The sequence below is a fragment of the Rothia sp. SD9660Na genome (genome assembly GCF_030064065.1).
In the GTDB taxonomy this organism is placed as follows: domain Bacteria; phylum Actinomycetota; class Actinomycetes; order Actinomycetales; family Micrococcaceae; genus Rothia.
This window is the reverse complement of the sequence record NZ_CP125946.1, coordinates 1,874,116-1,887,072: the sequence shown is the minus strand read 5'-3', so window position 1 is coordinate 1,887,072 and position 12,957 is coordinate 1,874,116. Positions and strand designations below refer to the sequence as shown.

Annotated in this window: 12 protein-coding genes; 8 read left to right on the top strand and 4 right to left on the bottom strand. The window is 46.2% G+C overall.

The window, feature by feature from the left end:
- The first annotated feature begins 22 nt into the window (after window positions 1–22).
- From QM007_RS08860 to QM007_RS08835, 6 genes are read left to right on the top strand one after another with little or no spacing between them, the layout of a single operon-like run.
- Window positions 23–1,129 carry a glycosyltransferase gene (locus QM007_RS08860; RefSeq protein ID WP_283489623.1) on the top strand — a complete coding sequence of 369 codons (1,107 nt, stop codon included), beginning with the start codon at window positions 23–25 and terminating at the stop codon, window positions 1,127–1,129.
- Window positions 1,122–2,327 carry an O-antigen ligase family protein gene (locus tag QM007_RS08855; RefSeq protein WP_283489622.1) on the top strand — a complete coding sequence of 402 codons (1,206 nt, stop codon included), beginning with the start codon at window positions 1,122–1,124 and terminating at the stop codon, window positions 2,325–2,327. Before QM007_RS08860 ends, QM007_RS08855 begins: the two co-directional genes overlap by 8 nt.
- Window positions 2,328–2,348: 21 nt before the next feature.
- Window positions 2,349–3,392: a glycosyltransferase family 4 protein gene (locus QM007_RS08850; RefSeq protein ID WP_283489621.1), complete on the top strand. Its 1,044-nt coding sequence runs from the start codon at window positions 2,349–2,351 to the stop codon at window positions 3,390–3,392.
- Between the two features lie 2 nt (window positions 3,393–3,394).
- The gene (locus QM007_RS08845) at window positions 3,395–4,483 is read left to right on the top strand and encodes an acyltransferase family protein (RefSeq protein WP_283489620.1); all 1,089 of its coding nucleotides are present in this window, start codon (window positions 3,395–3,397) and stop codon (window positions 4,481–4,483) included.
- A gap of 17 nt (window positions 4,484–4,500) precedes the next feature.
- Entirely contained in the window at window positions 4,501–5,451 is a 951-nt protein-coding gene (locus tag QM007_RS08840) for a glycosyltransferase family 2 protein (RefSeq protein WP_283489619.1), read from the top strand.
- 14 nt (window positions 5,452–5,465) lie between these two features.
- Window positions 5,466–6,605 (top strand): glycosyltransferase, encoded by a 1,140-nt coding sequence (locus QM007_RS08835; protein ID WP_283489618.1) that lies wholly within the window; start codon window positions 5,466–5,468, stop codon window positions 6,603–6,605.
- A 49-nt stretch (window positions 6,606–6,654) separates the two neighbouring features.
- On the opposite strand, the gene QM007_RS08830 is transcribed toward QM007_RS08835, so the two are convergent.
- The 4 genes from QM007_RS08830 to rfbA form a co-directional block, all read right to left on the bottom strand.
- Complete coding sequence (locus QM007_RS08830; RefSeq protein WP_283489617.1) at window positions 6,655–6,900, bottom strand: PqqD family protein; 246 nt, start codon at window positions 6,898–6,900, stop codon at window positions 6,655–6,657.
- A gap of 45 nt (window positions 6,901–6,945) precedes the next feature.
- Window positions 6,946–7,836, bottom strand: a complete 891-nt coding sequence (locus QM007_RS08825; protein WP_283489616.1) for a nucleotidyltransferase family protein — start codon at window positions 7,834–7,836, stop codon at window positions 6,946–6,948.
- Between the two features lie 106 nt (window positions 7,837–7,942).
- A complete protein-coding gene (locus QM007_RS08820; protein ID WP_283489615.1) occupies window positions 7,943–9,358 on the bottom strand; it encodes a tyrosine-protein kinase domain-containing protein in 1,416 nt (471 codons plus the stop codon).
- A 105-nt stretch (window positions 9,359–9,463) separates the two neighbouring features.
- A complete protein-coding gene (gene rfbA, locus QM007_RS08815) occupies window positions 9,464–10,324 on the bottom strand; it encodes a glucose-1-phosphate thymidylyltransferase RfbA (RefSeq protein ID WP_283489614.1) in 861 nt (286 codons plus the stop codon).
- A gap of 82 nt (window positions 10,325–10,406) precedes the next feature.
- On the opposite strand from rfbA, the gene rfbB reads away from it, so the two are divergent.
- Window positions 10,407–11,405, top strand: coding sequence for a dTDP-glucose 4,6-dehydratase (gene rfbB, locus QM007_RS08810; RefSeq protein ID WP_283489613.1), 999 nt, complete (start codon window positions 10,407–10,409; stop codon window positions 11,403–11,405).
- Window positions 11,405–12,817: a dTDP-4-dehydrorhamnose reductase gene (rfbD, locus tag QM007_RS08805; protein WP_283489612.1), complete on the top strand. Its 1,413-nt coding sequence runs from the start codon at window positions 11,405–11,407 to the stop codon at window positions 12,815–12,817. Before rfbB ends, rfbD begins: the two co-directional genes overlap by 1 nt.
- Window positions 12,818–12,957: the final 140 nt, after the last annotated feature.

Below are 12,957 nucleotides of genomic sequence, written 5' to 3'. Positions count from 1 at the left end.
TCCTCCGACTGTTCTACTGTGTATGCCGGTGCCTGACTTTGCAGGTGTGGCCCGGCATCTAGTAGATATTGCCCGTAATGGAATCCCCGGGTATAACCTGGTCTTTTTCTGCCCAGAAGGTGAGCTGTCAGAGCACCTAGTAAACATGGGTGTAGACGTACGAACCGGTGAATTTGGGCCTGACTTTGGTTTTAAGAAGTCATTCGTTGCTCTAGACCGTATTATTGGGGAAATCCAGCCTGCGATAGTTCATACTCATCTTGCGTATGCAGATGTTATTGCTGTTGCCGTAGTGAATGCTCGCAAAGCGCGGCACGTCGTGCAAGGTAAGGTTTGTGCACCCAAGCTTATTAGCACGGAACATGGAATCGCAGTTGACGATCTTGTGTACCACGAAACTGTACGTCAGCAGAAAATAATGGAATTAGTACACCGCGTACGTCTATGGTTTACTGATGGCAAAATTGCTGTTTCGCGTTTCAACTCTGTACAAATGGGTAAGAAGTGGGGCGCCAAAGATGTGACGGTGATTCCTAATGGTGTTGACTTAGATACTGTTGCTCAAAAGGTCGAGGAAAAGCGAGTACCAGGGGAGCCCGGCGTGTTACGGGTAGTGTCAATGGCACGGTTAGCTCCTGAGAAAAAAATTGATGTACTCATCGATGCCTTTGCACTGGTACTTGAAAAGGATTCCACCGCACAGCTTGAAATTGCTGGTAAGGGTGAATGCCTAGAAGATCTTAAAGAACAGGTTAAGCGACTAGGTATTGAATCGAACGTTTTCTTTTCAGGCTTCAATGACCCCTTTGAGGTCATGGGCCGCAATGACGTCCTAGTACAGCTCTCAATTGCCGAGAATAATTCTTATACCTTGTTGGAGGCGAAGGCTGGTGGACTTAAAGTACTTGCGACTGCTATGGGAGGAAACCCCGAGCAGCTAGCTCCTGCTGAGATGGTTCCTGCTTTAACCTCTGAAAACCGCCAGCAGATAGTAGAAGCAGCGGCTGATAAAATTCTTGGTTACCGTGAAAACCTGAGTGTAAGGGATACTTCCTTCTCATGGGATTCTACTTCCCAGATGACAAAAAACATTAGCCAAAAATATGGGGAGGTATTAGCGGATGGTTAGTACAACTCACCAACCAGCTGATTCTCTAGAAGAGAGAATTAACAGATTTCAGAAAAGTCTCTCTCGGGAAACCCAACTAACGGTTCAGGGGACTGGGTCACTTGTAGTTCTAGAATTTATCTTGGGTTCGCTGATGGTGACTGCTGGTGTAGCTGTTCCAGTTATTGTGTTTCCTCTTAATGTGGCTATTGCAGTTCTACTAATCGTTATAAGACTTACTAAAGCATCTGCATACGAAGTTCCTAAACTAGGTGTTTTCATCGCAGCATTCATGCTTGCGCTGAGTTTCGTAGTTTTATCATCTATCACGGTGGGAGTATCAACCTCAGAAGACGCTATGCGCCGAGCAAGTCGAATTTTAATTGTCTTGATGCTAGCGATTCTTATCGCAGATAAGAGAATCCATTTTAAGTCTCTTATACTCGGGCTCAGTTGTGGCATGTTGGTCAATGCAGCAGCATTTTATGCAGGGATAGCTCCGGATAACTACGGTGGAAATCTGACCGGCTGGTTGCACGATAAGAACGTGGCCGGGATGTATCATGGGATAATCCCATTGATATTATTTGGAATTTTCACTAAAAATTGGCAGAGAGTGATAATTTCACTATTTGCTTTGCCTCTACTATTTGAAACGGGTTCACGCACTAGTATGGGAGCCTTTATTATTGGCGTGCTTTGGATTCTATTTGCGCAAAAAGCTAACTTGGTGGTTAAAGTTGTATTAGGTTTTTTCTGCGGTTGGCTTTTCGAATGGATGCAGGCAAATTTTGCAGATAGTGAAGTGTTCGGAGATCGTACTGGTACAGACTGGTATCGAGATCTTATTGATACTATTGCTTGGGAAAAAACATCATCTGCTCCATGGAATGGGCTAGGCTTCGGGCAAGCAACGGTAATTCTGCCAAATGGCGAAGACATGTACTTCCATAATTCATATTGGACGCTATTTGTTGAAGGTGGCTGGCCATGGACTATTGCTATTTTGGGGATTACCTTTTTGGCAGTTTTTGTTTGGAAGCAGAAGGGCGAACAACAAACTTCAGAAAGGAACCTGACAGCAGAAGCTGCTACTGTTTTCCTTGCTGTATGTAGTTGGCGACTGGGAGAAGTAATGCTTACGATTCCCTGGGCATTCGCTGTCGGTTATGCTTTATCGCTTACTGCGATACCTAAAAAGGAAAGACTACCCAAGTAGAGGAGAAAGGAGGCAATGAAGATGAAGAATATTTTTATTGCCACTAATAACGGGGATATAGGCGGAGGAGAGGTAATGCTCCTCAACATTGCGCGTGCTCTTCGTGCTCTGGGTAAGTCTGTCACCATCGTGGGGCCTACATCTCCTAACGAACTTATCGAAGCCGCGAAGGATGAAGGATTCTCGACTGTTATCCTTCCAGCTCATAACCGTAAATCATACGTGGCTCAACTCCGCTTATGGCGCTACCGAAATAGACAAAATTTATTATGGTGCAATGGCCTAGTACCTGCTTTTGCAACAGCGGGGTTAGGCCCTCGTATCGTACACTTACACCAGTTACCGCAGCGGCTTCAAAAGTTCGCAGCAAAAATTTCTTCTCGAGGAGCTCTTGGCACCCTAGTTCCAAGCGAATTTATGTCAGAAAAAATATCTGGGACTATAGTCTTACCTAACTGGGTTTCGGAAGTTTCAACAACTCCGATGTCTCATAATAGAGACCCTCAAAACATTACTGTGGGTTTTCTTGGACGAGTTTCTGAGATCAAAGGTACGGACTTACTCGCGCAAGCGATTTATCATCTCAACCAGAGCCAAAATAATTTTAGATTCAAGCTTGTCATTGGGGGAGAAGCACGATTCGTGAGTGATGGAACCAGAGACAGAGTTACCGATTCTTTAGAGAAACTGGAAGACAATCTTGTAACCCTAGGATGGACTGAGCCCGCTGACTTTTTTGCTCAGGTAGATTGTGTCGCTATGCCTTCTCAATGGGATGAGCCTTTTGGACTAGTCGCTGCTGAAGCTATGAGTGCAAAGGTACCTCTTTTAGTTACTCGCTCAGGTGCGCTACCTTCTATAGTAGGAGAAGAATATCCCTGGATAGTTGAAAGAGGCAATGCCAAAGATATTGAGTGGGGGCTTCTCGACTTGGCACAAAATCTCACTTCTTCTTCTAATCGTCTTCAAAAAATTGTCACTGATAACTATTGGCGCTGGTATGAAAACTTCTCGCCAGAAGCTGGTAAAAATGGAGTTAAGAAAGTTCTAGAACAGCTAGTCTAACTATGTCATCCCACCGTCGAACAGAAACATCGCGAGTCTATTGGCTTGACGCCTTACGGGGGCTAGCTATTATTGCTGTCGTGATGGGCCATATTAATATCGGTCTGATGCAAGCTGGTCTAACTAATAAAGATCCAGAATTCTTTCGGGCTCTTCACACTTTACTTTATCTAGTGCATATGCCTCTTTTTGCTTTTCTTTTTGGGCTCAATATTCCATCTGCATGGGAAAAAAGGCAGAGCTGGGCATATGCAGGACTCCGCATTTGGCTATTTCTTTACCTGTACCTAGTATGGACGCTAATCCAGGGCAGTTTTGAGGTCTTTGGTGCTCGTTTTTCAAATGGGGAAACTAGCTGGTTTGATGTTTTAAACATTGTATATCCGTTAGCTCATCTTTGGTACCTTCCTTGGATGATAGTGATTTATACAACACTTATATTACTTAAACCTTGGCGCTCAGTTGCAAGGGCAATGAGCTCAATCTGTCTATTCTCAATCATTAGCTGGATTTCTTGGGGAGTAGACTATCCCGAATTTTATCGTAGAGGTATCGCCATCGCTATTTTTGCAGTGATAGGGGCTCTCATAGGAACAGAAAGAGTTAAAAACCTGGATTCAGTAAAATCCGCTTTGCTTCTTCCTTTGGCTTTAACTGTTTCTATAATTTTTGTAGTTCTGATTAGTGTTGCTAATCATCTTACTATTCCAACGTTATTGGATGCTGAAATTACCCTAGAGAGTAAAATTCTTGGCATGTTAGTAAGTTGCTTAGGGATTGTCTCTTTACTCCTTTGGGGGAATCTTCTTTCTCGAAGTGTCCGTATGAGTTTCCTTGAAGTTATAGGTACTTATTCTCTTCAAATTTATCTTATGCACTTATTGTTTACTCCTACTCTCAGAATTCTTTTGATGAAGGTAGGAGTTCAAGACCCCTGGATTATTGGAGCAGTAAGTCTTATTGGGGGGGTAGGGCTTCCCTTTATCTGTGCGACTGTATTTTATCGACAAACCAGTTGGATTTTTGATCTGCCGCGTGGAAAATCCTACCGCGCAAAACATAGCACAAAATATAATATTCATCAATTCTAGATTTAGAAGGTCTGATAATGAAACAATATCAGTATAAAGCTGCAGTTATTATTCCAACAAGAGGGGGCTCGGCTAAACTTCATTACCCGCTTGACTCTCTCTCTCAGCAAACTGAGAAAAACTTTCAAGTTATTGTAGTAGTCGATGGGGATATTGATAATTCTGCTAATATTGTTCAAGAATATATTGATTCTGGTAAGCTAAATATTGAACTCATTGTTTTTGAGGAGAATCAGGGAAGAGTTTCCGCTCTTAACGCTGGATATAATTCAGCTGATGCTGAGATTATTATCCGCTGTGACGATGATATTCAAGTTAAGTCCGATTACATTGCTCAGCATATCTCTTACCACGCGGGGGATAGAGAGGTTGGTGTAATGGGGCTTGTGCATAATAAATTCCCTAATACCCCTCATGCTCGCGCCTACGGCTATTACCGAGATAAAAAATTTCGTGAAGAGGCGTATACTGCATCAGCTGATCAAATCTGGCACTATTGGGCAGCCAACTGTTCTATGTCAGCTGCTACTTTTGCGAAAATTGGTGGATACGATCAACGTTATCGTAGGTATGGCTGGGAAGATGTTGACATGGGCTACATGCTGTATAAAGCAGGGATAGAACTTGTTCTCTCACCTGATCTAGAGGTCAACCATTTCATCGCAGCAACAACAACTGCTGGCCGAGCGCGCCGTGCTCTGCATTCTGGTGCTTCACGTCAAATATTTGTAGAAAAACATGGTCAAGGAGTAATTCCTGAACCTAATCCACAAGGAATATGGGGCATTTGTGTCCGCTTCCTAGCTTCTATGAGCACTGAGAAAACAACGCAATGGTTCGGTTCTACAATTGATTCTGTAGCTGATAAGCTACCTCAAAATATTGCAGAAAAATTTATGGCTCTCATAATCGAGAGTGCCAGTTTAGCAGGGATTAAATACCCTAACCGTGCAAAGGTCATTTTTTAATTCGGGGATATCTGATGAATCTATTCAATCGAATACTTGGAAATTTTAAAAAGCAAGAAAAAATACCAGAGATCGCTATTGCACATGATTATCTTACCCAACGAGGTGGTGCGGAACGTGTAGTCCTTGCCTTGCATCATGCTTTTCCAGAGGCAACGATTTATACTACTCTTTATGATCCGGAGAAGACCTATCCGGATTTTAAAAATTGTAAGGTAATCACGTCGCCACTTAATCGAATTTCGCTCTTTAGAAAAGACCACCGTCTTGCCCTGCCATTTCTTCCCCTTTTCTCAAGCTTTTTACGTCCTAAAGCGGATATCGTTATAGCTTCTTCCACGGGGTGGGCGCATGGTTTTAATCTACCGAAAAAAACTTTAGTTTATTGTCATTCCCCAGCTCGCTGGATTTATCTTACTGATCAGTATTTAGGAGATGCTGCTAACCCCTTGGTCTCAATAGCTCTCAGAATTTTGCGACCTTTTCTACTTTTTTGGGATCAGCGGGCCGCCGCAAAACAGCCTAATTATGTTGCAAATTCAACAACGATCAAGGACAGAATCCATAATGTTTATGGGAAAACAGTAGATATTATTTATCCCCCATTTTCGGTCAAAGAAGATGGTGAACATGCTAAAATAAAAGGTCTAGAAGAATTTATGGATCAGGGGTATTATTTGATTGTATCCCGATTATTGCCATATAAAAATATACAGCATGCGGTTAAAGCGTTTTCTGGGAGTAATAAGCAACTTCTAGTCATTGGGGCAGGGCCAATGAAAGAAGATCTTAAAGCCATAAGCGACTCAAATATTGCTTTTGCATCTCATATAAGCGATGCGCAGATGAGGTATGCGTATGCTAATTCTACAGCTTTACTGGCTATTTCTCACGAGGACTTTGGCATTACCCCTCTTGAAGGAGGATCCTTCGGCAAGCCAACTATTGCTCTAAAGGCCGGAGGATTTCTTGACACTATCGTTGAAGGATTGAACGGAACTTTTATTGAGGCACCGACAGCAGAGCTGATCCGTCAGGCTGTAGATAGGTTCACGCCCGAAGATTTTGATCCATTCGCTATTAAAGAGTACGTTCAAAAATTTTCAGAAGAGCGATTTATAGCTGAAATCAAGGGTAAAATTGAAGCTCTATAGGACTATTAATTTTTATTAGTCTCTTGACTATGTAATCGTAAATTGGAGATTAATCATTCATTTTCTCGATAAGTCCTTGATCTATGAGGGCTATGAGAAACGATGATATACTTTCCTCGATTATTTTTCTGCTTACATCGTATATTTCTGAAATTTCTGTGACTAGAGCTGTAAGGGATAGTGGGGTTTCAAGCAACTCCCAGATTATTAGGCCAACTCCATCTAAGGTATAGATTTGTGATTTTTCTACGTTAGCGACGTAAACAATTTCATTCTCGATCTCTACTGAACTCATGTCAGAGCTGTATAAGAAAGCAGTCGATGTGCTTCGTTGGTACATTTACTTCCCTTTTTTTCTCAGTGTTTTTGCCAATTCTTTGAAGCGGGTAAAAAATTTTTGTCGCACTTCTTGTCGAGTTGGCTGATGCCCAAGTTCCATAGCTAAATGATCTCGGTTTACTAGGAAAATATTAAAAATTGTTTTAATTTTTTGTTGTAAAGATGGTGCGCTTTTAATCCTGGCATACCATCGTGTAATGCTCGATGTTTCTTGTGAAGCTGTTTTCCAAAAAAGGTAGTCAGGATGCTTTGAATATTTGTCAATTGTTCCTGTAGCGGCGGCAAATGCTAAATCAGCTTCAATCTCTGCGACTCTTTTTTCTATTTCTTTCTTTTCCTCCCAGGAGAGTATCTCATTAAGATACTCTACATCTGGTTTATGCTTACTTGTAGATCTAGCAGCATGAACGTAAACAATAATACGGGAATCAGTAAGCGAGGTAGTTAAACACTCTGCATTTGCTATTGTTTTTATTCTGCGTTTTTCCCAAAGCCGGTTAAAAGCTTGTGTCGCATCCAAACCGATGCCGGGAAAAGCTCTATGGATATCTGCTAGGCCCCAAGTAGGATGATATATGGTCATGGCATGATGATAGTCTGATCCAGTTTCAAAAGTAGTAAGAATCTGCCACCCGGCGCTTACTGCGGATTCTACAAATTTCTCAACATGTTCCGGGCGTACCAATAGGTCAACATCTGAACTTGCTCTTGTCGTTGGGTATGTGTCAGTTCCATAGATATATCCTTTGATATGTAGGATATCGCTAGAAGATGCAGTCGCAAGATACTGCAGATGAGCATGACTTAGATGAATGCGTACATTTAACGGTAAATCGTTATATTGGTGATTTTGTTTTGATATTTGATGATCTGTTCCTGAGGGTTCTGTCATTGAAAGCTCGCTTGTATGTCGAATACGTGTTCTTTAGAAAATATTATAAAAGATGGGGAGGAACTATAAGCCCCTCCCCATTTCCCAGATTACCTATACCGGCAGACTATTTGTTAGCCTTTTTACGTTTTTTCTTTGGCTTGCCTTTTGACTTTTCCTCGTCAGAGCCGTAGTAGCTACTGTAGGCGTTGTTAGCGGCATAGGCGAACCCGTAGTAGGTATTACCAAGGCCGGTACGAGGAGCCCGGTTAATAACAATGCCTAGTAGATTAGCGCTAACTTTTCGCAGGTTGCTAGCTGCTTCAGCCAGGTTTTCCTTGCGGGTCTTACCTACGCTGCCAACTAGTACCACACCATCTACAGCAGTTGAGAGGAGGGCTGCATCGGTCACAGGTAGCACAGGCGGTACGTCCACAATTACAGTGAACTCTCCTGAAAGCTCTGCAATCAACTGACGCATCTTATCAGATCCGAGAAGTTCTGAAGGGTTAGGGGGGATGCGGCCTGCCGGCAGAATAAAGAGCTGGGTATCTTCAAACTGGCGGACTGCGTCTGCTAGTTCAACCTGGCCTGCAAGCACCTGGGTAAGGCCGATTTTAGAGTCGATTTTAAACTTTTTCGCGATGGTAGGGCGACGAAGGTCCGCATCGATAATAATGACAGGCTCACCTGCGTCAGCCAGAGCCCTAGCAATAGAGGTAGAAACTGTTGATTTACCTTCCCCAGGCTCAGCTGACGTAATGATAAGAGATTTAGGCGGGTTATCTACGTTGACGAAGCGCAGATTAGTGCGCATCTGTCGGATGGCTTCTTGCGAGATATGATCACTGTTGACGCGAAGAATGTTCTCTTCAGTGAGCTCTTCAGAAACAGGAAGAACCCCAAGAATACCTGCATCTGTAGCTTTAGTGGCGTCATCTCGTGTACGTAGTTTGGTGTCAACAGTCCGACGTAGAAGAATGACGGCTAATACTAGCACAAGACCAGCTGCAGCGCCTATGCCAACCAACTTAGTAGTGTCGGGGCTAACCGGAGTATTGCTGATAGTGCCGTCCTCAAGGGGAATAACTCGTATGGTGCTACTCCCCTCAAGGTTGTTGGCTACCTTTGCAACAGCTTCTAGAGAACTGTTGGCTAGCGCCTGAGCTGCTTGGGGTGTGTTCCCGGTCGCTGAAACACGAATCAGCGCTGAGTTTGCATCTACAGTTGCAGTCAGATTGCTCTGTACTTGAGAACGCGTAAGATTCAGTTCAGGGTTTGCGGCAACGATTTCATCGGCGACGGGGCCACTGTTAACAAAGGCTAGGTAAGCTGAGGCTTTTTCCTTGGCGGCAGCTGAGCCTGAGATAACATCCCCAATACCAGTACCGTCGCCGACTGTTACATAGCCTGTTGCTGTGGAAGCGTATATTTTGGGCTGTAAAAGAGAGTAGCCGAAGCCTAGTAATGCTCCGATTAAAAGCCCTGTTAAGAGGATTTTGAAGTTTACGCGCAACATGCGCACTACATCAAGTATGGTCATAGATTACCTAAGGTGTGAGTAAGAGGCGGGATAAATCTTTGTCAGAGTCTACCACTGAGGTAGGTATGCTCATATGGTTATGGCTACATTAACTGCCAGTAGGGTTTAAGCTATTAGGTTTAGCAGGTAGGCGCCGTAGCCACTTTTACGGAGGGGCTGCGCAAGTTCCTCAAGTCTCGCATTATCTATCCATCCCATCCGCCAACTGATTTCTTCTGGGGAACCAATGGAAAGCCCCTGACGGGCCTGGACTGTGCGGATAAAGTTTGTGGCATCGGCTAAAGAGTCGAAAGTGCCGGTATCTAGCCATGCCGTTCCTCGAGGAAGAACTTCTACTTGCAGTTTTCCCTGCTCGAGATAGACACGGTTAAGATCAGTGATTTCAAGCTCTCCACGAGCTGAAGGCTTAATATTTTTGGCATACTCCACTACATTGTTGTCGTAGAAGTAAAGACCGGGGATTGCGTAATCACTCTTAGGGACTGCAGGCTTTTCTTCGATGGAGAGAGCTTTGAAATTATCATCGAACTCTACTACGCCGTAGGCCGTGGGATCCGCAACTCGGTAGCCAAAAACCGCTGCTCCATCTACGTCATTATATTTACGGAGCTGGTTTCCAAGACCCGGGCCATAAAAAATATTATCGCCCAATACCAGAGCTGCTGAATCATTCCCGATGTGGTTCTCACCTAAGATAAAGGCCTGAGCTAGTCCGTCGGGGGAGGGCTGTACCTGGTAGCTGAAGTTAACTCCGAACTGTGATCCGTCACCAAGAAGGCGCTGGAACTGCTCCTGGTCCTGGGGAGTAGTAATGATTAGAATATCCTGAATCCCCGAGAGCATAAGCGTGGAGATAGGGTAGTAAATCATCGGTTTATCGTAAACCGGAGTGAGCTGTTTGCTGATGCCGAGTGTGATGGGGTGGAGGCGTGAGCCGGTGCCACCTGCTAGTAGAATTCCCTTCATACCCCCATTCTGGCATGAACACCACATTTTTAGGGGCTATCGGAAACCCAAAATAGGGTGATTTGCCACTACTGTTAAACCTATGGGAAATATTCTTGTTACCGGCGGCGCCGGCTTCATCGGTTCTAACTTCGTTCACTACCTGGTAAATAACACTGACCACAAGGTCGTGGTGCTCGATAAGATGACCTACGCTGCCAATGAAATGTCACTCGCCGGGCTGCCATCTGACCGTTTTGAACTGGTTAAGGGCGATATCGCCGATATGGATGTCGTTGACCCCTTGGTCGCGCAGGCGGACGCTGTCGTCCACTATGCAGCCGAATCACACAACGATAACTCGCTCAACGACCCCAGCCCCTTCATCCACACTAACCTTATTGGTACCTTTACCCTGCTTGAGGCTGTGCGTAAGTATAAGACCCGGTACCACCACATCTCAACAGATGAGGTGTTTGGTGACCTCGAGCTAGACGATCCCGCTAAGTTCACCGAAGCTACCCCCTACAACCCGTCCTCTCCCTACTCCTCCACCAAGGCAGGCTCTGACCTGCTGGTCCGTGCCTGGGTGCGCTCTTTCGGTATTGAGGCAACCATTTCTAACTGCTCTAATAACTACGGCCCCTACCAGCACATTGAGAAGTTCATTCCCCGCCAGATTACTAATATCCTGGCCGGCATTAAGCCCAAGCTCTATGGCGAGGGTCTGAATGTGCGCGACTGGATCCACGCTTCTGACCACTCTTCAGCAGTTCACACCATTCTGGAAAAGGGCAAAATCGGCGAAACTTACCTAATCGGTGCCGATGGCGAAGAAAACAACATCACCGTTCTGCGCACCATCTTGCGCCTGATGGGCCAGCCAGAGGACGCCTTCGAACACGTCGTAGACCGCCCCGGTCACGACCTGCGCTACGCCATCGACGGCACCCGTCTGCGTGAAGAGCTAGGCTGGGAACCCCAATTCACCAACTTCGAGGCAGGTCTGGCAGACACCATCGCCTGGTACACCAATAACCGAGCCTGGTGGGAGCCCCTCAAGGCAGAGGTCGAAGCTAAGTACGCAAAGGCAGGCCAGTAATGCCCAAAGAATTGGCCGTTCACACAACGGATATCCCCGGCCTACTTGTTATTGATATTCCCCAGCACGGTGATAACCGTGGTTGGTTCAAGGAAAACTGGCAGCGCGAGAAAATGGTTGCTGCGGGGCTACCTGACTTCGGCCCTGTACAGAACAACATTTCCTTCAATGCAACAGCAGGTACCACCCGTGGTATTCACGCTGAGCCCTGGGATAAGTATGTTTCTGTTGCTACCGGTCGTATTTTTGGTGCCTGGGTTGACCTGCGTGCCGGTGAATCCTTCGGTAAGACCGTCACTGTAGAGCTTGGCCCCGATACCGCTGTTTTTGTTCCCCGCGGAGTAGGTAATTCCTTCCAGACTCTGGAAGACAACACTGCCTACACCTACCTGGTGAATGACCACTGGTCAGCAGACGCCCAGGGGGAGTATTCCTTCCTCAACCTTGCTGATGAGACAGTAGCAATTGAGTGGCCGATTTCTCTGGATCAGGCAGAACTGTCTGAGAAGGACAAGAACCACCCCCGGCTTGCTGAGGTAGAGCCCCTTGCTCCTGCCCCCCTGCTGGTGGTTGGCGCTAACGGGCAGCTGGGGCGTGAGCTGGTCAAGCAGCTTGAAGCATCCGGTACCCCCTATATTGCTGCGACTCGTGCGGAACTTGATCTGGCGCGTCCTGATAGCTGGGCTTCTGCTTACCGCTGGCGTTCGCTGCGCGGCATCATCAATGCGGCAGCCTACACCGCGGTTGATCAGGCGGAGACTCCCGAAGGGCGCGCGGACGCCTGGGCCGCCAACGCAAGTGGCGTTGCGGCTTTGGCCAGGGTGGCGGACGAAGCCGGTATCCCGCTGGTACACGTTTCTACCGATTACGTTTTTGATGGTTCTTTGCCCTTAGGCGAAGAGTATGCAGAGGACGCCCCGCTGGCTCCCCTTGGCGTGTACGGCCAGTCGAAGGCTGCTGGCGAGATGGCTGTTCGGTCAGTACGCCGCCACTACGTTGTGCGTACCTCCTGGGTCATGGGCGACGGCAAGAACTTTATTGAAATTATGAAGTCTCTGGCTGAACGCGGAGTGAACCCCTCTGTCGTCAACGACCAATACGGTCGCCCCACCTTTACAGAGGACCTTGCCGGCGCAATCCTGCATCTGGTGGAAAAGAACTGTGAGTTCGGTACCTATCATGTCTCGAACACCGGTGAGGTCGTGACCTGGGCAGACCTAGCAAAAACTGTGTTTGAAGCTTCAGGGCATTCAGCAGAGCGGGTAACCCCGGTGTCTACAGCTGAGTATTTTGTGAAGGCCGAGGTTTTCTCGCCCCGACCGACCAATTCAGCTATGGACCTCTCGAAAATTATTGAGGCAGGCTTCACGCCGCGCAACCACCGCGAAGCGCTCGCGTCCTACTTCGCCTAATACCTCCCAACCAGCAGGGATGCTGTGGTCTACAACAACCGTGTGCCCCAGCGTCCTTGCTTGTTTTAAGCTACAAACTCCGCAATAATTGAGGGGTTGCGCTGAGCACAGCGCACAAGCCAAGGCAGTGGAATGCCGGT